21 protein-coding genes and 1 pseudogene are annotated in these 23735 nt (G+C 68.9%); 13 read left to right on the top strand and 9 right to left on the bottom strand.

The window, feature by feature from the left end:
* From TOK_RS33105 to TOK_RS33100, 3 genes and pseudogenes are all read left to right on the top strand, one after another.
* Nucleotides 1–296 (top strand): annotated as a pseudogene (locus tag TOK_RS33105) (hypothetical protein); the annotation flags it as partial.
* The gene (locus tag TOK_RS30115) at nt 296–991 is read left to right on the top strand and encodes a class F sortase (protein ID WP_216362157.1); all 696 of its coding nucleotides are present in this window, start codon (nt 296–298) and stop codon (nt 989–991) included. The pseudogene TOK_RS33105 and the gene TOK_RS30115, both read left to right, overlap by 1 nt.
* Nucleotides 992–1040: 49 nt before the next feature.
* On the top strand, nt 1041–1196 hold the full coding sequence (locus TOK_RS33100; protein ID WP_172457872.1) for a hypothetical protein: 156 nt from the start codon (nt 1041–1043) through the stop codon (nt 1194–1196).
* Nucleotides 1197–1467: 271 nt separating this feature from the next.
* Here TOK_RS33100 and TOK_RS30110 read toward each other — a convergent pair whose 3' ends face one another.
* The gene (locus tag TOK_RS30110; RefSeq protein ID WP_098961387.1) at nt 1468–2424 is read right to left on the bottom strand and encodes an alpha/beta fold hydrolase; all 957 of its coding nucleotides are present in this window, start codon (nt 2422–2424) and stop codon (nt 1468–1470) included.
* Nucleotides 2425–2527: 103 nt separating this feature from the next.
* Nucleotides 2528–3190, bottom strand: coding sequence for a FadR/GntR family transcriptional regulator (locus TOK_RS30105; protein WP_098961386.1), 663 nt, complete (start codon nt 3188–3190; stop codon nt 2528–2530).
* A gap of 148 nt (nt 3191–3338) precedes the next feature.
* On the opposite strand from TOK_RS30105, the gene TOK_RS30100 reads away from it, so the two are divergent.
* From TOK_RS30100 to TOK_RS30080, 5 genes are all read left to right on the top strand, one after another.
* A complete protein-coding gene (locus TOK_RS30100; RefSeq protein ID WP_098961385.1) occupies nt 3339–4223 on the top strand; it encodes a fumarylacetoacetate hydrolase family protein in 885 nt (294 codons plus the stop codon).
* Between the two features lie 83 nt (nt 4224–4306).
* Entirely contained in the window at nt 4307–5107 is an 801-nt protein-coding gene (locus TOK_RS30095; RefSeq protein ID WP_172457871.1) for an alpha/beta fold hydrolase, read from the top strand.
* A gap of 14 nt (nt 5108–5121) precedes the next feature.
* Nucleotides 5122–6408 (top strand): amidohydrolase family protein, encoded by a 1287-nt coding sequence (locus TOK_RS30090; protein ID WP_098961383.1) that lies wholly within the window; start codon nt 5122–5124, stop codon nt 6406–6408.
* Between the two features lie 278 nt (nt 6409–6686).
* Nucleotides 6687–9020: a phosphoketolase gene (locus TOK_RS30085; protein WP_098961382.1), complete on the top strand. Its 2334-nt coding sequence runs from the start codon at nt 6687–6689 to the stop codon at nt 9018–9020.
* Nucleotides 9017–10042 carry an acetate/propionate family kinase gene (locus TOK_RS30080; protein WP_098961381.1) on the top strand — a complete coding sequence of 342 codons (1026 nt, stop codon included), beginning with the start codon at nt 9017–9019 and terminating at the stop codon, nt 10040–10042. The genes TOK_RS30085 and TOK_RS30080 overlap by 4 nt, the downstream gene beginning before the upstream one ends.
* A gap of 68 nt (nt 10043–10110) precedes the next feature.
* On the opposite strand, the gene TOK_RS30075 is transcribed toward TOK_RS30080, so the two are convergent.
* The 4 genes from TOK_RS30075 to TOK_RS30060 form a co-directional block, all read right to left on the bottom strand.
* Entirely contained in the window at nt 10111–10602 is a 492-nt protein-coding gene (locus TOK_RS30075; RefSeq protein ID WP_216362156.1) for a pyridoxal-phosphate dependent enzyme, read from the bottom strand.
* 10 nt (nt 10603–10612) lie between these two features.
* Nucleotides 10613–10903, bottom strand: coding sequence for a Rieske 2Fe-2S domain-containing protein (locus tag TOK_RS30070; RefSeq protein WP_098961379.1), 291 nt, complete (start codon nt 10901–10903; stop codon nt 10613–10615).
* 581 nt (nt 10904–11484) lie between these two features.
* Complete coding sequence (locus TOK_RS30065; RefSeq protein WP_098961378.1) at nt 11485–12282, bottom strand: transposase family protein; 798 nt, start codon at nt 12280–12282, stop codon at nt 11485–11487.
* 1176 nt (nt 12283–13458) lie between these two features.
* On the bottom strand, nt 13459–14283 hold the full coding sequence (locus tag TOK_RS30060; RefSeq protein ID WP_098961377.1) for an ATP-binding protein: 825 nt from the start codon (nt 14281–14283) through the stop codon (nt 13459–13461).
* A 500-nt stretch (nt 14284–14783) separates the two neighbouring features.
* On the opposite strand from TOK_RS30060, the gene TOK_RS30055 reads away from it, so the two are divergent.
* The gene (locus TOK_RS30055) at nt 14784–15155 is read left to right on the top strand and encodes an STAS domain-containing protein (RefSeq protein ID WP_098961376.1); all 372 of its coding nucleotides are present in this window, start codon (nt 14784–14786) and stop codon (nt 15153–15155) included.
* A gap of 22 nt (nt 15156–15177) precedes the next feature.
* Here the strand turns inward: TOK_RS30055 and TOK_RS30050 are convergent, their stop codons facing one another.
* Nucleotides 15178–15891, bottom strand: coding sequence for a hypothetical protein (locus TOK_RS30050; protein WP_098961375.1), 714 nt, complete (start codon nt 15889–15891; stop codon nt 15178–15180).
* Between the two features lie 298 nt (nt 15892–16189).
* Here TOK_RS30050 and TOK_RS30045 point away from each other — a divergent pair, with 298 nt between their 5' ends.
* A complete protein-coding gene (locus tag TOK_RS30045; RefSeq protein ID WP_098961374.1) occupies nt 16190–16567 on the top strand; it encodes a PH domain-containing protein in 378 nt (125 codons plus the stop codon).
* Nucleotides 16568–17826: 1259 nt separating this feature from the next.
* Here TOK_RS30045 and TOK_RS30040 read toward each other — a convergent pair.
* Nucleotides 17827–18702 carry a TIGR04255 family protein gene (locus tag TOK_RS30040; protein ID WP_256388026.1) on the bottom strand — a complete coding sequence of 292 codons (876 nt, stop codon included), beginning with the start codon at nt 18700–18702 and terminating at the stop codon, nt 17827–17829.
* A gap of 715 nt (nt 18703–19417) precedes the next feature.
* Between TOK_RS30040 and TOK_RS34595 the strand changes: the two genes are divergently transcribed.
* The 3 genes from TOK_RS34595 (at nt 19418) to TOK_RS30030 (ending at nt 22718) form a co-directional block, all read left to right on the top strand.
* Nucleotides 19418–20218, top strand: a complete 801-nt coding sequence (locus tag TOK_RS34595) for an IS110 family transposase (RefSeq protein ID WP_253258742.1) — start codon at nt 19418–19420, stop codon at nt 20216–20218.
* Nucleotides 20219–20324: 106 nt separating this feature from the next.
* Nucleotides 20325–20849, top strand: a complete 525-nt coding sequence (locus TOK_RS34590; protein ID WP_253258743.1) for a transposase — start codon at nt 20325–20327, stop codon at nt 20847–20849.
* Between the two features lie 363 nt (nt 20850–21212).
* Nucleotides 21213–22718, top strand: a complete 1506-nt coding sequence (locus TOK_RS30030; RefSeq protein WP_098961372.1) for a matrixin family metalloprotease — start codon at nt 21213–21215, stop codon at nt 22716–22718.
* A gap of 552 nt (nt 22719–23270) precedes the next feature.
* Here the strand turns inward: TOK_RS30030 and TOK_RS30025 are convergent.
* Complete coding sequence (locus TOK_RS30025; protein ID WP_098961371.1) at nt 23271–23585, bottom strand: hypothetical protein; 315 nt, start codon at nt 23583–23585, stop codon at nt 23271–23273.
* Nucleotides 23586–23735: the final 150 nt, after the last annotated feature.

The raw sequence follows: 23735 nt of genomic DNA, 5'->3' as shown, positions 1-23735 counted from the left end.
GTGCCGGGTACGGCGGTGGCCCCGCGGGCTCCGGCCTGACCGGCGGACCAGGTTCCGGCACGACGTCGAACGGCGCCGACACCGGTACCGGCGGCGCCGGCGACGTCATTCCCCTGGGACATCCGGAGACCGGGGTCGGCGGTGCCTCCTACGCGCCCGACACCCGGCTGATCGTCCTCGGCGGAGTTGCTCTCGCCGCTGCCGCCGGCACGACGACGATGGCCGTCCGCAGGCGACGCACCGCCGACACGACGGCGGCGACCCGACCGAGCGATGACGTGGACCGCGAGGACTGATGAGCATCGCCCGGAGGACCGGTGTCGCGCAGCGGCGGCACCGGTCGAGGTACTGGTGGCTGGCGACAGCTGCCCTGGTCGCCGTGGCAGCCGTCTCGATGACGGTGGGCATCCGCGGCGACCACGACGCGCTCGCCGGCGCCGCACCGGCTCGCGTCGACACCGCCTCCGTGGTCGGGGGCGCCGGTACGGCGCCTCTGACCGTCCCGGTTCCGATGGCCGGCCGCTCGCTGCCGGTGGAGCTGCGCGTCCCGGCGATCGGGCTGAGCGTGCCGGTCTCGCAGCTGGGGCTCAACCCCGACCGCACCGTCGAGGTGCCGACCGACTTCCAGCAACCGGGCTGGTTCCGGCTAGGGCCGACGCCGGGCCAGCTGGGTTCGGCCGTGATCCTCGGACACGTCGACTCCTACCGCGGCCCGGCCGTGTTCTTCCGCCTGCGCTCCCTACAGGCGGGTGACACGGTCGAGGTGAGCCGGGTCGACGGGTCGGTCGCGCACTTCGTCGTCGACACGGTGGCGACGTTCCCGAAGGCGCAGTTCCCGGCCGAGCAGGTCTACGCCTCCCACGGCACCAGCCGGCTGCAGCTGGTGACGTGCGGAGGCGAGTTCGACTCCGCCGCTCGCAGCTACCTGTCGAACGTCGTCGCTTTCACCTCGCTCGTCTCGGTCACACCCGCGCTCACACCGGGCGGTTGACGTGTGGAGAGGCGAGATGGCCCCGACGCCGTGCCTACGCCTGGACCGTGTGCTCCGCGACGATGCGTTCCTCGACGCGCTCCGCGCCGTCCACGACACGCGACCCGCGGACGTTCGCGACGACGACCCGAGTCGCGACGATCCGGGTGCCGACGACCTGCTCGCGACGGCGCTCCTCGCCTGGCGGCGGCGCCTGCAGGGTTGACCGGCGCGCACGTCGTTGCGAGTGTGACGCGACGCCCAGCGGTGCAGCGTGTCACAGGGCCCATTCCATGGTCGCTCCGACGGCACGATCCAGCGCGGCCTTCCGCCAGGCCGGGGCGCGAGAGCCGACTCGCCGACGGGGAGGTCGGCCGGGCCCCCCACGGGTCATGGAGCCGGTGACGACGTCGTGCCGGCGAGCGTGTCCCGCGGCCCGGGTGCGGAAGAGGTCGACCGCTGCGAGCGGCGAAGGCGGTGACCGGATGGTCCGGGCCTCAGTCCAGGGGCTTCGCGTCGTGTCGTCCAAGCCATTCCAGGATCGCGCGGTTCGTCTCCTCCGGCCTCTCCTGCTGGATCCAATGCCCACTGTCGACGTGGATCTCTTCGACGTCGGGCACGAACTCTGCGAGGTTCTCGGCCTGCGCCACGGCGTCCCGGTCCCCGTAGACCATCAGCGCGGGCTGGTGGATCGTCGGGTCGACGTCGGCGAGCAGGTGCCAGTCGCGATCGAGGTTCCGGTACCAGTTGATACCGGCGGTGAACCCGGACGTCTCGAAGGCGGAGACGTAGACAGCCAGGTCGCTGGCGCTCATCAGGGGCTCTCCGAGGGGCACCTCTGCTCGGGCGAGATCGATCATCCCCGGCTGCGACGCCGTGGGAGGCTCGTTCTTGCGGTACAGGTTGCGAAGGAACCGTGCCGGGTTCTCGTCGAACACGGCGTCGGCGACGCCGGGCTGCCGGTTGAAATGCACGAAGTAGTAGTCGCTCCCGAGCACCGCTTCCATGAACTCGAGCCAGGGCGTCTCGCCACGCACCGGGTACGGCAGGCTCAGGCAGATCATCTTGTCCACCCGCCCCGGATGCAGCAGGGCGAGACTCCACACGACCATCGCCCCCCAGTCATGGCCGACGAAGGTCGCGTCCCCGTAGCCGAAATGGTCGAGGAGTGCGACGAGATCGCCTGCCAGGTGCGCGACGTCGTAGGCGGCGACCTCGGCCGGCCGGGAGGAGTTGCCGTAGCCGCGCTGGTTGGGGGCGATGACGTGGTAGCCCGCCGCGACAAGGGTGGGCACCTGACGACGCCAGGTGAAGGCGAGGTCCGGCCACCCGTGGCAGAGCACGACGGGCTTCCCGCTGTTCTGCCGGCCCGCTTCGAAGACCTCCAGCTCCACGCCGTTGACGGCGATCAGGGAGGGCTCGGGGAAGTCGGTGGGGCCCTTCGGTGAGTTCATGCCTGCAACCCAAGTACTCGTACCGGTCATTCCGTGACCGGAACGTGGGCCGGAATCGCCGGCGTACTGCGACTGGGCAATCGTCACAGTCGAGTCCACCTGCTCAGTTGCGCCCGAGGAGGTTGTCGGAGACATTCTGCAGGTGCGCGCGCATGGCGTCGCCGGCTCCATCCGGGTCGCGATCGCACAGTGCGGCAACGATCGCCGCGTGCTCGCGGTGATAACAGCTTCGCCGCTCTGGGCTGGATGTGCGACGCTTGAGCGTGCCCCACACCGGGAGCGCGCGGGCGGTGTTGAGCACGTCGAACATGTTCATCAGCAGGCCGTTGTGCGCCGCCTGGGCGATGGCCCGGTGCAGTTTCGCGTCCCAGGCCTCGAAGCCCTCGAAGTCGTCGCTCTTCCCGCCGGCGTCGAGACACTCGCCGATCCGGTCGAGGTCGGCCTGGGTGGCCACGCGCGCGGCGAGCGTCGCGACCTGGGGTTCGAGGAGCAGCCGGACCTGCATGATCTCGGCGGGGCTGGTGTCGCCGGGAGCCGGCTCGCCCTGGCTGAGCACCATGTCGGTGAGGAACGTGCCGCGCCCGACGTGGCGGATGACCAGCCCGTCGCGCTCGAGCACCTCCAGGGCACGCCGGACGGCGCTGCGCGGGGCCGAGAGGTGCTCGACGAGGGCGCGCTCGGTGGGCAGCTTCGAACCCGGGCCCCACCGGCCCTCCTGCGCGCCGTCGGTCACGAGCAGGCGCAGCGACTGTTCGACCCCCATCATGCGAGCACGGTAACCCCCGCCGCCGAACCAATAAAGACCAATACAAGATTTTCGCACCAATGTGCGCGCTACCTCTCGACGCACCACCGGCCACGGCGTAGCTTCGGGCCTGTTCCTATTGGTCTGATTGGTTCAGATTGGTGCAGCAATGAAGCTGGTGACCTTCACAGCCGGTGCCGGGCAGCGAGTCGGTGTGGCCGATCCCGACGCCTGCATGGTGTTCGACGTCAGCGCGCTGCTGCCCACCGGCGCAGGTCTCCTCGACGTCATCGAGACCTGGCACGACCACCGGGCAACGCTCGTGCGCGAGCACACCCGGCAGCCCCGCCACGCGCTGGACGAGGTCGCACTGCACGCGCCGATCCCGACGCCGCGGCGCGACATCTTCTGCGTCGGCAAGAACTACCGCGACCACGTGCTGGAGTTCGGGCGCAGCGGGTACGACCAGCCCGACAGGTCGCAGGACATGCCGGAGTTCCCGGTCGTGTTCTCCAAGGCCACGACCTCGGTCAACGGGCCCTTCGCCGACATCGACCCGCACACGGGCGTCACGTCCGAGCTCGACTACGAGGCGGAGCTCGGCGTGATCATCGGGCGCGGCGGTCGCGGCATCTCGCGCGAGGACGCCTTCGAGCACGTGTGGGGCTACACGATCGTCAACGACGTCACCGCCCGCGACCTGCAGCGCAAGCACAAGCAGTGGCTGATCGGGAAGTCCCTCGACACGCACTGCCCCATGGGCCCGTGGGCCGCGACGGCCGACGAGATCGCCGACGTGACGGCGCTCCAGGTGCAGAGCTGGGTCAACGGCGAAGCGCGGCAGTCCGCGCCGGTGAAGGACCTCATCTTCGACATCCCCGAGCTGATCGCCACGATCTCGGCCGGCATCACGTTGCAGCCCGGCGACCTCATCGCCACCGGCACCCCTGCCGGAGTCGGCATCGGGTTCGACCCGCCGAAGTTCATGGTCACCGGGGACGTCATCGAGGTCGAGATCACCGGCCTGGGCCGCCAGCGCAACACCATCGCCTGAGCGCAGCCACCAGGCGGCCCGACACGACGCCATCCACCGGCGCGCACACCGACGACGGCTTATCGCAGCAGCGAAGGAGAGACGTGCAGATCAACGGCAAGGAACTCGCAGTCGAGGTCACCGGGGAGGGCCCCGCGGTCCTGCTCGTGCACGGCCTGGGCGGGACCTCGAACTTCTACCAGGTCCAGGCCGACGCACTGGCCGGGAACTGCACAGTGATCCGCGTCGACTCCGCGGGCGCCGGGCGCTCGCCGGTGGCCGACGACATCGGCATCACCTCCCACGCCGAGGACCTGGCCGGAGTTCTCGACGGCCTCGGCGTCGACTCGGCCGCGGTCGTCGGACACTCGATGGGCACGCTGGTGGTGCGTGAGCTCGCCGCCCGGTACCCGGACAAGGTCACCTCGCTCGTCCTGCTGGGCGCGGTGGCAGAACCGGCCGAGGCGGGACGCCGGGCCCAGCGCGACCGGGCCGCGACGCTGCGCGGACAGGGCACCGAGGCCGTGGCTCCCGGCGTGGTGGCCAACGGCCTGTCGGAGACCACCCGACGCGACAAGCCCGAGGTCGCCGCGTTCGTGCGCGAGCTGGTGATGCGCCAGGACGCGGAGGGCTACGCCCGCAACTGCGAGGCGCTGGCCGCAGCGACCGATCCCGGCCCGATCGCCGGCACGCTGCCGCTGCTGCTGATCACCGGCACCGACGACAAGGTCGGCCCGCCCGCGGTCAGCCAGGCCCTCGCCGAGGCCCACGGCAACGCCGTCGTCGAGATCGTCGAGGGCATCGGGCACTGGACCGCGCTCGAGGCCGCCGGCCCGGTCACCGACCACCTCGTCAAGTTCCTCTGGAGCACCACTCGTCCGTCCCGTCCTGTCGCACCTCGATGAAGAGGAAGGCCGCAATGCCCACCAGCAAGGTCCTGTTCCGCAACGTGTCGATCCTCGACTCCACCGGAGCCGATCCCTACCCCGGTGACGTCCTGGTCGAGGACGACCGCATCGCCGCCGTCGGGTCGGTCGGCGCCGCCCGCGCCGACGGTGCCCAGGTCGTCGAAGGCCACGGCCGCACCCTGATGTCAGGGCTGTGCGACGCCCACACCCACTTCTCCTGGAACAACAGCGCCGACCTCGACGGCCTGGGCACGATGCCCGTCGAGGAACACCTGCTGTTCTGCATCGAGTCGGCCAAGACCTACATCGACTCCGGCTACACCATGTGCCTGGGCGCGGCGTCGGCGAAGGACCGGCTCGACGTCGTCTGCCGCGATGCCATCGACGCCGGACGCATCCCCGGCCCCCGCTACCTGGCCAACGGCCCGGAGATCGCGGTCACCGGTGGGGCGCTGATCAAGTCGATCACCAAGTTCGCCGACGGTCCCGACGGCATGCGCAAGGCGGTGCGGGAACTGATCGACCTCGGGGTCGACCAGATCAAGCTGTCGATGACCGGTGAGGAGATCACCGGCACCCAGCGCGCCGAGGACACCTACTTCTCCGACGAGGAGACCGCAGCCGCCGTCACCGAGGCCCACCGGCGGGGCAAGCGCGTCTGCGCGCACGCCCGGTCCGCCGAGAGCGTGAAGATGTGCGTGCGCAACCACGTCGACATCGTCTACCACGCCTCGTTCACCGACGCCGAGGGCCAGGACATGCTCGAGGAGGCCAAGGACTGGGTGTTCGTCGCACCCGGCATCAACTGGCTCGTCGCCACCCTCTACGAGGCCGAATCGTTCGGGTTCCCGCAGGAGGCCGCGGAGGCCGTCGGCTACAAGAAGGAGCTCGAGACCGCGATCGAGGGCCTGTGTGAGATGCACCGCCGTGGCGTGAGGATCCTGCCCGGCGGCGACTACGGGTTCGCCTGGACCCCGCACGGCACCTACGCGCGCGACCTGGAGCACTTCGTCGAGCTGCTCGGGTTCACCCCGATGGAGGCGATCCTGTCGGCGACCGCATTGGGCGGGGAGATCATGCTGCGCCCGGACGAGCTCGGGAAGGTCCAGCCCGGCTACCTCGCCGACCTGATCCTCGTCGACGGTGACCCGCTCGCCGACATCACCGTCCTGCAGCACCAGGAGAAGATCAACTACATCATGAAGGACGGCCGCTTCCACAAGGAGGCCGGCGAGGCGCCGGCGCAGACGCCGCCCGACCCCGGCAACCTCGACCGCAACGCCGCACCCGTCGGCTGACCGAGCAGCCGGCTCGCCCGGACCGCCCGGCCGCGGCGGCCGGGCGGTTCCCGCTCGTCAGGACCCTGTGCTGACCCTGCTGGTCTGACGTCCCCCCAGCGCTGACCGACCTGGTCAGCACGTTCACCGACAAGCGGCCGCCTTCCCCCTGAACCGTGCCCGCCCGCCGGACGAGCGTCACGCGTTCACCGCCCGATCCGGCCGTTCATCTCGTCGCCACGCGACGACTGCGATGTGCCGCTACGTTCGTCGGACCGACTCATGCGTGGGGGTGGCGTTTGTCCGAGGACCTGACACTTCTGGACGCATACTGGCGGGCGGCGAACTACCTGTCGGTCGGCCAGATCTACCTGCTGGACAACCCGTTGCTGCGTGAGCCGCTCCTCGCCGAGCACGTCAAGCCGCGACTGCTCGGCCACTGGGGGACCACCCCGGGGCTGAACCTGCTCTACGCGCACCTGAACCGGGCGATCCGCGCGCGGGACCTGAACGCGCTGTTCGTGACCGGCCCCGGCCACGGCGGCCCGGGCCTCGTCGCGAACGCCTACCTCGAGGGCACCTACTCCGAGGTCTATTCGTCGATCGGCGAGGACGAGGACGGTCTGCGCGCGCTGTTCCGCCAGTTCTCGTTCCCCGGCGGGATCCCGAGCCACGTCGCGCCGGAGACCCCGGGGTCGATCCACGAGGGCGGCGAGCTCGGCTACGCCCTGCTCCACGCCTACGGCGCCGTGTTCGACAACCCGGACCTGGTGGCGCTCTGCGTGGTCGGGGACGGTGAGGCCGAGACCGGCCCGCTCGCGGCGAGCTGGCACGCGAACAAGTGGATCGACCCGCGTCGCGACGGCACTGTGCTCCCGGTCCTGCACCTCAACGGGTACAAGATCGCGAACCCGACGATCCTCGCTCGCATCCCGGAGTCCGAGCTCGCCGACCTGATGCGCGGCTACGGGTATGCACCGCGGTTCGTCACCGGGGACGAGCCGATGGCGGTGCACGAGGAGCTCGCCGCCACCCTCGACGCGGTGCTCGACGAGATCGCCGCGATCAAGGCCGACCCGCCCGCGGGCAGGCCCGCCTGGCCGATGATCGTCCTGCGTACGCCCAAGGGCTGGACCGGGCCGAAGGAGGTCGACGGCAAGCACGTCGAGGGCACCTTCCGCGCCCACCAGGTCCCCCTTGCCAGCACCCGCACCGACGCCGGGCACCGGGCCCAGCTCGAAGCCTGGATGCACTCGTACCGGCCCGAGGAGCTGTTCGACGCCGACGGCGGGCTGGTCCCCGAGCTGCGGGCGCTGGCACCCGAGGGCACGCGGCGGATGAGCGCCAACCCGCACACCAACGGCGGCCTCCTGCTGCGCGACCTGGTGCTGCCGGACTTCCGGGACTACGCCGTCGAGGTCGCTGCGCCGGCATCGGAGACGAGTCCGGCGACCACCGTGCTGGGCGAGTTCCTCCGCGACGTCATCACCCGCAACACCGACCGTTTCCGGCTGTTCGGTCCGGACGAGGTCGCGTCCAACCGCCTGCAGGCCGTGTTCGAGGTGACCGACCGGGCGTGGAACGCCTCCGTGGTCGAGGGCGACGAGCACCTCGCCCCCGACGGCCGCGTCATGGAGGTGCTGTCCGAGCACCTGTGCCAGGGCTGGTTGGAGGGCTACCTGCTCACCGGCCGCCATGGCCTGTTCACCAGCTACGAGGCGTTCATCCACATCGTCGACTCGATGCTCAACCAGCACGCCAAGTGGCTCAAGACCACCCGGCACATCCCGTGGCGGGCCCCCATCGCGTCGTTGAACTACCTGCTGTCGAGCCATGTCTGGCGCCAGGACCACAACGGCTTCTCCCACCAGGACCCCGGCTTCCTCGACCACGTGATCAACAAGAAAGCCGAGATCACCCGGGTCTACCTGCCGCCGGACACGAACACGCTGCTGTCCACGATGGACCACTGCCTGCGGAGCAGGCACTACGTCAACGTCGTCGTGGCCGGGAAGCAGCCGCAGCTGACCTACCTCTCGATGGACCAGGCGATCGCGCACTGCACCCGTGGCCTGGGCATCTGGGACTGGGCGTCGAACCCGTCCGACGACACGGTCGGCGACCCGGACGTCGTCCTCGCCTGCTGTGGCGACGTGCCCACCCTGGAGACCCTCGCCGCGGTGAAGCTGTTGCGCGAGCACCTGCCCGAGCTGAAGGTCCGGGTGGTCAACGTCGTGGACCTCATGCGGCTGCAGCCGGAGCGCGAGCACCCGCACGGCCTGTCGGACCGGGAGTTCGACGCGCTGTTCACCGTCGACAAGCCGGTGATCTTCGCCTTCCACGGCTATCCCTGGCTGATCCACCGGCTGACCTACTCCCGCAGGGGCCACGCGAACATGCACGTGCGTGGCTACAAGGAGGAAGGCACGACCACCACCCCGTTCGACATGGTCATGCTCAACGATCTCGACCGGTTCCACCTCGTCATGGATGTCATCGACCGGGTACCGAGCCTCGGCTCGACCGCCGCGATCCTGCGTCAGCGGATGGCCGACGCCCGTCTCGCCGCCCGCGCGTACACCCGCGAGCACGGCGAGGACGACCCGGAGATCACCGACTGGCGGTGGGAGTGACCCGCGTCCTCGTCGTCAACGCCGGGTCCTCGTCGCTGAAGCTGCGGCTGCTCGGCGCGGACGACACGGTGGAGCGGTCCGCCGAGGACCTGGCCGAGGTGCGGGACTGGCCGGCCCCGGACGCGGTCGGACACCGGATCGTGCACGGCGGCACCCGGTTCACCGACCCCGTCCTCGTGGACCCGGACGTGCGCACCGCGCTCGACGAGCTGACCGCGCTGGCCCCATTGCACCAGCCCAAGTCCCTCGACGGGCTCGACGCCGTCTCCGAGCTCTACCCGGACGTCCCCGCGGTGGCCTGCTTCGACACGGCCTTCCACACCACGATCCCCGACGCCGCGGCGACCTACGCGATCCCCGCGCAGTGGCGGGAGCGCTACGCGATCCGCCGCTACGGCTTCCACGGCCTCTCCCACGCCGGGTGCTCGCGGCGGGTCGCGGAGCTCACCGGGGCGCGCCGGATCGTCACGGCCCACCTCGGGGCCGGTGCATCGCTGTGTGCGGTGCTCGACGGCCGCAGCGTCGACACCACGATGGGCTTCACCCCCCTGGAGGGGCTGGTCATGGCGACCCGGTCGGGCAGCGTCGACCCGGGTCTCGTGCTGTGGCTGACCGAACACGAGGGACTGTCGCCGCACGAGGTCGCGGAGACCCTGGAGAAGCGGTCGGGCCTGCTCGCCCTGGCCGGCACCGCCGACCTGCGGGAGATCGACGCGGACTCCCTCGCCATGCAGGTCTACGTGCACCGGATCGCCGCCAGCGTCGCGTCGATGGCGGTCTCCGCGGGTGGGTTGGAGGCGTTGGCCTTCACCGGGGGCGTCGGCGAGAACGCCGCGGTCGTGCGGACGAAGGTCGCCGAGCGGCTCGCGTTCCTCGGCGTGGCCGTCGACGACGACGGCACCACCGACGGCGAGGTCACCGCCCGCGACGCGGCGGTCCGCACCCTCGTCGTCCCGGCGCGGGAGGACCTGGAGATCGCCCGCGGTACCCGCGCGGCCCTGCATGTCCATGGCGGGCGCTGATGGACTGGTTCTCCTTGACCCCAGTGCAGCGACGACCTCTAGTAGCGACGGGAGGTGAGTAGCCGTCGCTAGCGCTGTACCCCTGTCGGTTTGGTGGGTGGCGCCGAGATCGCGCGGGCCATCGCCTGAGGGTGGCCAAAGAGCCCGGGCAGCCCACCCGTGTGCACAAAGACGGTGCAAACACCAGGACTTATGGTGCCGTCGGCAACCGCGGCGACGAGGCCTGCCATGGCGCGGCCGGTGTAGACGGGGTCGAGGACGATGCCCTCGGTACGGGCAGCGAGCAGCATGGCCTTGGCGACTTCCTCGGTCTGCGCGGCGTAGGCCGTGCCGACCTGGTCCGTCCGAATGCGAAGGTGCTCGGCCTGCACCTGGGAGCTGGCGGGGAGGGTGCCGAGGAGATCCAACACGGTTTCCACAGGGCGATCGACAGCACCGGTATGCACCCCGAGTACCGAGGCAGGCTCGCGCAGCGTGCGCGCCGCCGTACCGGCACAGGTACCTCCGCCGACGATCACGATTCGATCTGGAGGGGCGGCGTCGTTCCCGTCACCGCTCACGCTTCCGCCATCACGGGAGGACGACACGGATGACACCGTCGGAGTCCACGCGGCACCGGAACGACTTCAGCCGGCAGTCAGCAGGACTGATGCCGGCCCCCGACCTCGAATCGAACTCCCAGAGGTGACGGGTACAGATGATCCTGTCTCCGTCGAACTCGCCTACATCGAGTGCCCAGGCCTGATGTGGGCATCGGTTCTCGTACGCGTGGACGTCGCCGTCGACATTGACCAGCAGGACGCTCGTCGTGTCGATGCGAACTCCGGCCATCTCGCCTTCCCACAGATCGTCGAGCAGCATCGCGTCTACCCAGAAGGGGGTCGAGGCCGAGCCGCTCCACCGTCGGTCTGCAGCCGTCCGGAGTGGCGACGACCACCTCATTCCCCCCAGCGGTCAGCTGCTCGTACGCCGCGAGCGACTCGGGCGCCGAGAACCCCGCTTCGATGAGTGAGCCGTCTGCCAGTTTCAGCTGGTTCGCACTGGACAAGAGGATCAACACACGGGCCATGCGGTTCTCCAGTCCGATTGCTGTGATTGCGATCATGCGACGCTACGTCGCCTGGAGGCTGCCGCGCTACGTGCGTTCCTGCGAGACATATGCCGAATCCTGCGCACGATCCGGCGAAGGTTTTCGCAGGTGAGCGCAATATTACCGACGCACCAACTGGGGGCTGCGATCTTGTTGCCGGATCCTGCGATATGACGCCAGTGCATTACGCGAATAATTTCTTCCGCCGAATGCGAGCCATTCTGCGCCGCACAGCACCAACCGGACCGCCCGCCGGTTCACCCGGCTGTCGCCCCCATTGCCGCAGGGCGCCACCAATTCCATTGCCCGTGATTCGCCTACGAGAGACGCCACTGAGCCTTTGCCAACCTGATCACGCGCTGGCGATCATGAGGGTCTGAACTGCGGCGATGAGCCTGTCGGCGGTGTTCGGGCTGGACCGGATCTTGCGCAGGACTCGCCAGTTCTTCAGCTCGGCGTTGGCCCGCTCACCCGGTCCGCGACGGTGGGCGTGGGCGGTGTTCACGTCCTTCTGGTGTCGCGACAGCTTCCGGAAACGGCCGGTGTCGGGGTCCTTGCGTCGACGCCGCTGCGGCACGGCGACCGTAGGACCGGCGCCTTGGTAGGCGGTGTCGGCCGCGGCGGGGATCTCATGCTCGGCCAGGGCGTCGATGATCCCGTGCTCGCGGGCTGCGCCCATGTCGTGCCGCGCGCCCGGCATTGGCGGGGAGATCCACACCAGGCGGCCGACCGGGTCCGCGATGACCTGCACGTTCAGCCCGTGGGCCTTGTGCTTTCCAGAGTAGAACGCCCGGTCGTAGCCCGATGCCATCCCGACCCGGTCGATGCGCAACAGGGTGCCGTCGAGGATCACGAAAGCCTTCCGTTTCGCGACCTCGATGGCCTGTTCCAGGGTGGGGGCCTTCGCGGCGAGCAGCTCGATCCCTTCCTGGATGTAGCGGTAGACCGTGGAGGTGCCGACCCCGAACCCGCAGGCCAACTCGGCGTAGGTGTCGTTCTTGCGCAGGTGCGCGACCACCAGCAGCGCCTGGCGGCCGGCGGCGAGCTTGCGCCACCGGGTTCCACGGGCGGCGCGGTGTCCGCGCAGGAGATCGGCGAGCAGGTTGAGCGCGCGGCTGGACACGGTCATCCCAGACGGGTAGGACAGCACCTTGAAGCTCCTGGTAGGACGTGTTGATCTAGTCAATCGCCCGTCTACCAGGAGCTTCACCCATTCGAGGCCACGACACGCCGCAGCCCGCTGACCTGCTCATCCAGCAGGTTGGCAAAGGCTCACTGCCTACGAGAGACGCCACCGTAAGACGCGCCGCCATCCGGCGTCGGTCGCTCCACAGCTGCCCCGTCCGACTTTCGGGCGAGCTCCGCCGCACCGTGGTCGACGTCGGCGGCCGATGCCATGGCCTGACCGACCCGGCCGGGCTCTCCCGGCACACGGGACCTCCTGTCCTGTGCGCGGCGTCAGCGATGGGAGACCGGCGGCTCCACCATCAGCTCCTCGGCCACGCGGCCCACTGGGGCGGCCGGGCTCGGTTGAGGCCAAGCTCGGTGCCGGTAGCCGCCAGCAGGTGAGCACTCGCACGGCCTGGACGCCCCAGGACCGCCACCTCGGCCGTCGGCTCACCGATCGGCAGACCGCCGACGCGCTCGAAAATCTCTTCGCCGACAACGGGTCGTGGACGAAAACCGTCCCAAAAGGGTCCCGAGATCTTGAAGGCGAGACCGGCCCGAGTCGCTGACCTGCGAGTGTTGTGGGCCCCCGGGGGATCGAACCCCGAACCCGCGGATTAAAAGGCCAGTCGTTCGTCGTGGACATCGAGTCTCTGCTGCTCAGGGAGTCGCCTGGTGTTGCAGTCGAGTCCTCGCTGGCGCTGGCAACCGGTTTTTCATTGACAGAGCCATTGTCAGCTCGTCAGTGAGCGGTGGGCCTTGCCGGGCTGAGCTCGCGGACCAAACCACACCAGAGCCCGAGATTGGACGCCGGTTGATCGGCTCGGACGAAGCCGTCGCGATCCTCCGATCGGCTTCACGGGCTCAACATCAAACTCGCCCAGGTCGAGAGACCGTCCGCTCCGCCGAGATCAACTCTGACGTCCTGGGCGGCCTCGTTCGCCTCGCGCGACAACGCATGCCGCCCTCGGCCGACTGATCCGGGCCGGATGCCAATGACTCGCGCGGTGTGATGGCTCCGAGCGAGGGTAGATCTCCGCTGGCCGTGAGAGCTCAGGAGGGTGTGGCTCTCACGGCCATCCACCTCAACCCCGCCGTCGCCGAGAACTGTCCTGCCCACGCGCGGGTGGTGAGTTGGCTGTGCATCCCGTAGGCAGACTCACTGCTCGGGTTCGGGGCTCCCCGCCCCGCACCCAGCCGGCCCACCCGCGCTCTGATCGACAACCAGCGGCAACTGCGCCCAGGTCTGCTTCCCGGACGCGGTGGGGCGCCACCCCCAGGAAGTCGCGATGGCGGCAACCATCTGCAGGCCACGCCCGCGGACCGCCGCGGGGTCGAACGGTTGGAGCACCGGCGGCCGCGCGACCTCGTCGCCCACGACGACGTGCAGAACATCGTGGTCGAGCCGCACGGTCACGGTGAACGGGCCGCCGGCATGGTCGACGACATTGGCCGTCAGCTCCTCGACGACCAGGGCGAGATCGTCGAGCTCGACTCTGTCCGCCATCTGCCACTCGTGCACCTTTGCCGCGACGGCGTGTCGTGCGCGGGCCGGGCCGGCCGGATCGTGGGCGAAGCTCCAGCATGCCCACACGATGCGGGGCCGATGTTCGCAGCGCTGCAGGGCCAGCCGGTGATCGTCGGCGATCGCGACGTGGTCTGCGACGCCGCTCGCCCTCAGGTGTTGCCTCTGCTGGGCGTCGGGGGCGACGAGACCGAGCCGGGCGTGGGGCCATCCTCCGGCTCGGTGAACCGCCAGACCGAACAGTGCATACCAGGTGGGCAGCGCAACGATGACCGCGGCGAGGTCGACGAGGACCCGGTCATAGAGCTGCAGTGCCCGGGTGAGGTCGTCGAGGAGTGCGAGTCCGTTGCGGGCGCTGAGCCGCCCTTCCAGGCAGATCGTCGCGACACGACCGTCGACCGAGGTAGTCAGCGTCAGTGACCGATCGTAGGTCGCGCCGCTGCCGGATCTCGGTCTCACGAACTCTCATTCCGGTTCCGGCTGGGTCTCATGAACTCGCCCTTCACGCTCGTCCGGATTCCCGGACGGGCACCCACATACCCCGGGGGGTCGAGTTGAACCCGTGCGCCATGGTGCGTGCCGTCACTGCTCATCCGGGCGACTGCCGGCGCCAACCGGAGCAGCGTCGGCGCTCGAGGGGCAGCGACCGCCGACCCCGATCTACCGGCTGCGGCGATACATCAGTTGCCAACCTGGGCCTGACGCGAGTTGCGGCCGAGAGCACCCTCGGCTCCCAGGCAGCAGCGGTGATCGTCTTGGCCTGCGGCACGTCGATGCGACCGCCATGGGCCGACAACGGCCTACATGGGCCGGTTCCCGGAGCGATGTCGCGACTCCACCTGCCGGGGCATTCGGGGGCGACCCACCCCGGCTCGGTTCCGCAAGTAGCCACCGGAACACGCCGTCGACCGGCGCATCACGCCGTCGCGACGGCGTCGAGCGGGTGCGAGGATGGTCGGATGAGCGAACCCGACGGAGGGTCGTCCGGGGCCCCGCCGCCGGGCTCGGTCCGACTCCGTGAGGTCCCGGAAGGCGTCGTGCTGGAGGTGTCCGGGCCGCTCGATCTCGCGCTCGCACCGCAGCTGCGGCACGCGATTTCGAGGGCCGAGCGGCTGCGTCCACGGACGTTGGTCATCGACCTGACGGGAGCGACGTTCCTGGCATCGGCCGGGATGACAGAGCTCGTGCGCGCCCACCGGTCCGCCGACGGGGTCACCGTGGTTCGCATCGTCGCGTCCGGCCGGCTGCTCATGCGGCCGCTGGAGATCACCCGACTCACCGACGAGCTCGACATCCGTTCCACACTCGACGCGGCTCTCGCGGCGGTCTGAGCCGATGCTCGCCATCTGCAGGTCACTCGTCAATGGCTCGTGGCGGACGGCCTCTGCGGAGCCGGCTTCGGCTTTCTTCAATGTGTCGGCGAGAGTCGGCCACGGCTGTCGCGACCCTGTCGTGCAGCGCTGACAAGTCCTTCACCGGGGCCGGTGCGGCCGGGACCGGCAGGTCGGCGGAGTCGGCCTGCTCGCGCTCGATCGCGAACTGGTCGCGGTCGCGTGCTGCGAGGTCGCGGTCGCCGGCCGCGCTCGCCCGATCGGCTGCGGCGGCCAGACGATCAGCTGCCGCCGCCCGACGATCACGAGAAGCCGCACAACGCTCGCTGTTCATCAGCACGATCTCGTTGCGGAGCTGCTCGACCAGGTCGGTGATGCGGTCACCGACCGAGCTGATGAGCTCGTCACGCTCGGCCCCTTCGTACTCGGTCTCATGCCCCGGCCGGTGAACTTCGGGGCTGGGCGGGCGTGCCCCGCAATGGCGTTCGGTGAGCACGTCCAGACTCGCGATGCGCTGCAACAGATCGAGCAGTTGTTCGTGCACGTCACGCAGGCGGTGATCGAATCCGCTGGTCAGCTCCCAGCTTCGCTCGTCGCGCCGGTCTACGGCGTCGTCGCGGCCTCGCGCGTCATCGTCGCGGTGTCGCGCGAATGTGTCGCGGTCGTCGCCATGATCGTCGCGCTCGTCGCCGGCAACATCGCGGGCCGCTGCCTCGTCCTCGGAACTGGCCATCATGGTCCCCTCGAGTCGGCCAGGCCGTCGCTCTCACCGCGGCGCGCCACAGCCACCATGCACCGCGTAAGAGCAGAAGCTCCACACCCGAGGTGCACCCGTGCCCACTCGAGGGCTACTGAGCGGCACCGAGACTCACTGCAGACGCGCGATTACGTGACCGACGTCGCTGAACAACTTGGGCAGCTCGTCCGTCTTGGTCCATTCGGGACGGCACAGTCGACTGTGCCCGAGGGGCAACACGGGACCGCGCCACACGTCTTGTTAGGTGAAGCCGCAGCCTGAAGGGAAGGACAACATCATGGGGATGCTCGACGGCATGCTCGGCAACGCCTCCCGCGTCGACCCTCGCGCCGCCACACAGGAGTACGGGCGCCTGCTCGCCCAAGGCGAGCAGGTCCACGCCGCCTACCAGCTCGTCCGCGACTCGTTTCTGTTCACCGACCGTCGACTCATCATGGTCGACAAGCAAGGCATGACGAGCAAGAAGGTCGAGTACCACTCCATCCTGTATCGCAGCATCACGCACTTCTCTGTCGAGACCGCGGGCACGTTCGACCTGGACGCCGAGCTCAAGATCTGGCTGTCCGGGATGGCCGTGCCGGTGCAGAAGCGCTTCGGTAAGGGCGTCGACGTGTACGAGGTACAGGCTCTGCTCAGCGCGTTCGTCGCTCGCTGACTGCGCCACCGCTACCCGCCGCGTCAGCGGCCCAGGTTGGGGGGTGTGGCTCGGCCTGGCCGCGGGCCCGGCCGCTCCTCCTCCACCGGTGTGGCGGTCGACCCCCAAGGACGCCTGGGCGCGCCTGGTACGGGACCCAGCCGTTAGCGGTGCCCGGGCGACTGTCACAGGCTCGTCGAGGTGGTTGAGCGCGGCGAGCGGATCGGGGGCCCGGCCTGTCGCTCACCCAACCGCACCAGAGCCTCGATGAACTGGTGAGCCCTCTCAGGGATCCGTTGCTGATGGCCCGTCAGGGACTCTGACGAGGGAGCCTCAACCAACGACTTCGCGACACTAGTGCCCGAAACTCAGCCTTGCTTCGCTTCCCCCCGTCCCGCTTGCTCCAGACAACCGCGTGCCACGGCTGGTCCGCCGTCGGATGCATCATCACACCCTGCGGCGCAGCATCGTCATTCAGTGTTCTGGCGGTACGCAACTCCCGCGCAGTAGTTTCCAGTACCCCATACAGCGGGGTGAACGTCGATGCGAGCCACTCATCGATACTGCTGTGATGGGCGAGTAGCCGAGCGATTGCGACGGACGCGCACGGGCGTAATCCCCAGCGTGCTGCTTCCTCCGCCTTCTGATCCTGCCATATTCGACTACTGATATCTTCTGGCGAGCCAGAGAAAGAATCCCAGTTCTCTACGAGACCTGGCGGATAAGCTCGGTATATGACATCCTCATTTAAGATGGTTGCGTCGTCGACAAAGTCGCGTAGCTCGTCCGGCATCAATCGTTGGCGACGCGCCGGATCCATTGTCCGATGCCTCCGGGCACATTAGCCGAGGGCCCTTCCCACTCCAGCGACTTGTCACTATCTAGTACATAGACGTCGATCTGACCAGTGGGGGTGAAGTCCAATTCGAAGATCGCGACGGCGGTCCTCCATTCTACAGCAATTCCGCCGTCTGCGGTGGGAGCTATGCGCGGAAGGGGGGTTCCGGACCAAGCGGGGTCCGCCAGGATCTTGAGGACTGCATCCGCGAGGCGATGAGACACCCCACTCGACCCGTATCCGTCCCAGCCATCGTGAAGGTTACGGAGCTGGCGTATGCGCTGGAGCGCTTGGGGCAGCCAAATCGGAGCTGGCCCCCAGTTATCCTGCCCGCCACCAGCCGCTCGCGCGGGTGAGATGTGAGCTGACGGTCGATTGCCCGTGCGAGACGCTGGAGACTGGTACCAGTCTTGCGAGCTTAGTGACCGCTCCTGCAATACAGTCATTCTCTCCCCCAGCGCGCTTGTGCCTCGACAGTCGTAGTTGCGCTGAACATCGTTACTACTGCCCCGCGAGCAGCGTCCAGGAAGGCAAGCACGCCAGCTAAGGACGGCTCGGGCGGGGCGCCGCGGGCCGTCAGCTCAGTGACGAATATGGGGGAGCCGTCCTTCTGGTCAAACGCGGGCTGGACCTTGATGTGGAGACGACCGATACCGCCATCCACCGCGTCAAAGATGAATTGGCTTGTCGACTCAGTCTGCTCAACCCTGACACCGGCCGCTGGCGTAATCTCGCCGATACCGACAAATATTCGGTGGGCTTCAGAGTGGGAGTTCCATAATCCAGCCTCGGGTCTAATGTGATTGATATATGTAACCTCACACTGATTGGCCGAGAGCGGCGTTCCGCGCAACCGGAGCCATCCGTGGAGATCGCCAAATATCTGCTCGAACTGACGACGTCTGGCCTGCCATCTGCCGTAGGTGGCATCAGGGGAAACTTTTCGCCAGTTGCACGCCATCCAGTTGGGCTGTAACTGCACCAGTTCGTCGCCGGTTGCGTTGGATAGCCACATGCGCACGGGCGGAGGAATGCTGCTTAGATCGAGAGAAAAGTCAGGAATACCAAAGCGCTGGTCGAACTGCTCAACGGGAGCCGAGTACGGCGGCTGGACCGCGAAATTTGGAAACGTGTCTGCGAGCCGGGCACGCCAAAATTCCGCCAGCGCGAGCGCCTCGGTTGGGGGAAGATCGTCGAATCGCACCGCAGCGACAACCTCGACAACTGGCGGGTTCCGGAACCCGACGAGGTCATCGCGCGAGGCGTCGCGCCTGCTCGCCGGCCCGGCTTCATCGACCAATTGTGGCCCCCACGCCACGAAGATAGCCCAACCTTGGTCGTCGCGGCGAGTGCGTGAGGTGTGGCACCTACGAGCTAGCAGGCTCCGTCAGTGCCTGTTAGGGGTCGACCACGCGCACCCCACCTGGACTGGATGTCAGACTCCCGAGCGTCCTGCGGGCGTCCAGCCTGCCGCACCTGGTTGACGGTCTGCGCCTTCAGCCGGACGATCTGCTGCGAGCGGCCGGCCTGGCCAGACCGGTCTGGCCAGGCCGCACACTCGCCACGAACCCCGCCGTCCAGCCGGGCATCGACGCGAACGTTCGCAGCGAAGATCAGCGTCACCGGATCGACGACGACCAGCTCCACACCCTCGCCCCTGCCGCAGCGGCCGCGATTATGGCGGTGCCGTTGCTCGCGGTGGTGGTTTCGGTCATGGCGGCAGCTCCCATCGTCGGGGTGGTGGGGCGTGCCCCCTCCACCGCGCGAGCGCCCAGGCGCGGCCGCCGAGGCTCGCCGTCACTGCAGCAAGCTGAACCGGCCGGACCCACTCGGGTCCGGTGCGCATCCCGGACCGTCAGGTCATCGCCCAGGCTCGCGTGACCGTCGAGGTCTCCCTTGACAACGCGAGGTCCGACGGGACGGGGCGTGCTGACCGGCGATGGGGTTGTGCGCCACGAGCGCTTCAGTGACCGACCGGCAGCCGCGCCCGCCCGGGACCGCTCCCCCGCCCAGGACGGAGCAAGTGACCAGCGATGCAGGACCCAGCACCAGCCGAGACCAGCGCCGACACACCCCACGACACCGACGAGACACCGGTCAGATGGGCCGGGGTGGACTGGTCCTGGTCCGAGCACGCCGTCTGCGTCATCGACGACACCGGCGCCGCGCTCGAACGCCGCACAGTCCGCCACACCGCCGGCGGCCTGCGCAAGATGGTCGCGCGGCTGCACCAACACCAGGTCCAGGGCGTGGCGATCGAGCGCGGCGACGGGCCGGTCGTAGCCGCGTTACTCCAGGCCGGCCTCACCGTGTTCCTGATCGTCCCGCAGCAGGTCACCGCCCTACGCAGCCGCTACAGCTCCGCTCGTAGTAAGGACGACCGCTTCGGCGCCTACCTGCTCGCCGACGTCCTGCGCACCGACCGTCGCCGGCTCATGCCGCTGACCGTCGACTCCGATGCCACCGTCGGGCTGCGGATGTTGGTGCGTGCCCGCGCCGATCTGGTCAAGGCTCGGGTTGCCGCGCACAACCAACTTCGCGCGCATCTGCAGTTCGCTCACCCCGGCGCGGTCGGGCTGTTCCACCAGCTCGACGGGAGATCTCCCTCGCGTTCTGACCCGCTTTCCCACCCCGCGCCACGCCCGTTGGCTCTCGGAGAAGCGCCTCGCTGCGTGGCTGAAGGCGGCGCACTACACCCGCCCGACCACTCGCACCGCCGGCCAGCTGTTCGACCACCTCACCCAGGCCCCGGCCGGGTATCCCGACGGCCCCGCCGCCGACGCCGCCGAGGTCATCACCCTCGAGCTCGTCGCGCTGCTCACCGGCCTACGTGAACGGATCACCGCGATCGAGGCCCACACCGAGCGGGCCCTCGCCACGCACGTCGACGCCGCGGTGTTCACCAGCCTGCCCCGCTCCGGGACCGTCCGCGCCGCGACCATGCTCGCCGAGATCGGCGACGCCCACGGCCGCTACCCCACCGACGACGCCCTCGCCGCCGCAGCCGGCATCTCACCCTCAACCCGCGCGTCCGGACGCGCGCACTACGTCGCGTTCCGCCGCGGCTGCAACCACCGCCTCCGCCAGGCCATCGTCGACTTCGCCGACGCCAGCCGCGCCGCGCACCCTGGGCACAAGACGTCTACGCCCGAGCTCGCGGCCGCGGGCACAACCACGCCCACGCCGTCCGTGTCCTCGCCCGCGCCTGGCTACGGATCATCTGGCGCTGCTGGACCGACCACACCCCCTACGACCCCGCCCACCACGCCACGGTCCTCGCCGCCAGAACAGCCCGCCTCGGTCTGTCCGACACGAACCAACCTGTTGACGCGCAGCCGAACCGGCACGAGACCAGCGCCAGCGTCGCTTCCTGATCGCTGCCCGCTCCGGCCGCCCGCAGGCGGTGTCCAGGCTGGCCGAAGGCCACCCGAAGGGCACCGGCTTGGACACCGCCGAGGACGGTAGGACACTCCGGCGACGGGAACGACGCACCTCGAGTTTCTCGGCCCGCGCGGCCTTGAGCGCACGCAGCGCGCAGGTGATACCCCGGGTCTGAGCAACGAGTTACGAGAATTCTCGTCGGCGGGGCCACCACGGAGTGACCTGTCGTCGGTGCAGCTGCGGGCTCGCGACTGCACATAAGCGGCTTCGTCGGAACAAGTTGAAGGCCACCACGGCCGACGTCAGCATCGGCCGCCCCACTTGATCCGCGCCAGGGTCTATCGAGCAACCGAAATAGTCGCACGTGACGGCGGTAACAACGGGCGGTATCCAGACGAATCCTCAGCCGGACTGGGCACGGCCGATGCGCCCGGACAGGGGGATGTCATGGTCTCACCGCACCCAGGCGTCGACATCGGAACGCCACGATGCTCTGTCACCGACCCGCCCGGCAGCAGCGGGCTGCATCCCAGCACCTACGGCCCGCCCGCCGGCCGCTGGCCCGACACCACCCTCACCTACTCGATCTCCGTCTCCGGTGGGGTCGTCGTCGACGCCAGCGGGAACGAGCTCACCGCCACCGCCGTCCGCCGGCTCATCAGCGACGCGTTCGAGCTGTGGGCCGACGCCTGGTCACCGCTGACCCTGACCCGCGTCTCCACCGACGCCAGCCCCCGGGCGGACATCAGGGCGCGCTTCGTCGGAACCGATGTGGAACCCGACTTCGCCGACACCTCGGTCCTGGGCAACGCCTCGTTTCCGCCCAAGGGCCGGATCCGGTTCACCACCACCCGCAACTTCACCGAACGATCCATGAGAAGCACGGCGATCCACGAGATGGGCCACGCCCTCGGCCTCACCCACTCCGGCGACCGCACCTCGATGATGTACCCCTGGAACCTCCGACTGCAGACGATCGACCAGGACAGCCGCGACGCGATCAACGCCGTCTACGTTCCCTGGTCGCCCCAGGAAGGGCTGCCCGACCGCGGCACCGAGGACCGCCCCGCTCTCGCGGCAGCCGGACCCGCCGGTTTCGGCGGTAGCAGCCGCGAGCTCAGCGCTGTGTGGCGCGGCGCCTCCGGCGACCGCACGATCTACCACTCCCGCTACCGCGGCGGCTCGTGGACCGCGCAGGAACGGATCCCTGACGCCGCGTCGACCCACGGGCCCGCGCTTGCCCAGTACTCGCTGCGCGACGGCACCGCCTCGACCGGCCTGATCATGCTGTGGAAAGGCTCCGGCAACGACTCGACCCTGTGGTGGAACGTCAACCCCGGCAACGGGACCGGCTGGACCCAACCCCACCGGATTCCCGACGTCGGCACCAGCGCACAGCCCGCTCTCGCATACCTCGAGGACACCGTCGCCGCCTGGAAAGGCGTCGACGGCGACACCGGCATCTACTGGGCGCCCCAGGAAGGCGCGATCTGGCAACCCCAGGAACGCATCCCCGACGCCGAGTCCAGCCACGGACCCGCCCTCGCCGTCCTCAACCATCGGCTGTACCTGTTCTTCCGCGACCCCGACGACTCGACCCTCTGGTACACCTCACGCGGCGCCGGGCGCAAACAGCTGTGGACGCCGCGGCGGATCGTCCAGGCCGAGGACCACAGCCTCGACACCGGCGGAGGCGTGTGGATCACCCCCGGCTCCAGCGACGGACCTGCCGCGGCCACCCACCTCGACCGGATCCTGCTCGCGTGGAAGGGCGCCGGGGACGACTCCGGCATCTACTGGTGCGCCTTCAACGGCACCGAGTTCTCTCCACAGCTACGTGTCGACGACGCCGGCACCAGCAAGGGCCCCGGACTCGGCAGCCTCGACAACTGGACCTACATGATGTGGAAGGGCGTGTCCGGCGACAACACCCTCTGGTGGTCCCAGTACTGACCGTGTTGATCCCCGTACTAGTAACGCCCATGAGCGTCGGGGACTGAACACCGAGCACTCCACCGGCGCCGCACAGTGTCCTGTGCCAGTGGTACCCGATCCCGCTCGGCGACGTCGGCTACTCCCTCTTCCGCTGCGCCGACGGCCGATTACCCGGGTCAGCCGCGAGGTCCCGGAGCTTGCCCGCTGCCCGCGCGACGTCCGTGTCGGCCGGATCGACGAGCTCGACGGAATCCGCCGTACATGCGCAGCCGGACCGCCTCCTCCGGGACCAGCTGTTCGACCAGCTCCAACCCGACCGACGGGGCGCGGTGGGAGTAGGCACGAACGACACCACCGCCGGCCACTCCCCGTCGAGCCAAGGATTACCAGGCCCGCCGCCGACAGGCGGCACCATCATCACTTCCACTGCATACGACGATGCGCGTTCGGGCGGCCCGTGCCCGAACGCGCATCGTCAAGCCTCACTGTGTCTGGACCAGGCCCGGGCCGATGGCCGTCACCCCCCCACGGGTGAGACTCACCGGCCGGAAAAGGACCCGACCCTCGCGCTCAGCTGGAGTAGCTCCAGTCGTCGTTGCTGTCGTTCTTGCCGCCGTAACCGGAGTCCCACTTGTCGTCGTTCCACTTGTCGTTCGAGTCGTACTTGTCGTCGCAGCCGTACTTGTCGTCGTCGTACTTATTGTTGTCGTAGTGGTCGGACTTGTTTTCGTGGCAGCCCCACTTGTCCTCGTACTTGTCGTTCTTGCCGCCGTAGCCGCCCCACTTGTCGTTGTCCCACTTGTCGTCCTTGCCGCCGTAGCCGCCGTCCCACTTGTCGTTGTCGTAATCGTCGCGGGACTTGGAGGGGCAGGTGCTCTTGAACATTTGGGGGCTCCGCTCGGGTTGTTCTTGTCTGTGTGGAGTGGCCGTTCGGTCGCTCCGTCGTTGAGAAGAACTTTGCCCGATTGAGACACCATTGGGGGCTCTTCACAATCCAGGGTGTAGCCGCGGCCGGAAGCCGCCGGCCTCCAGTAG

Origin of the sequence: Pseudonocardia sp. N23, assembly GCF_002583555.1 — a bacterium.
Lineage (GTDB): Bacteria > Actinomycetota > Actinomycetes > Mycobacteriales > Pseudonocardiaceae > Pseudonocardia.
Note: the sequence above shows the minus strand (reverse complement) of the source record. Positions and strands in the feature narration are given on the sequence as shown.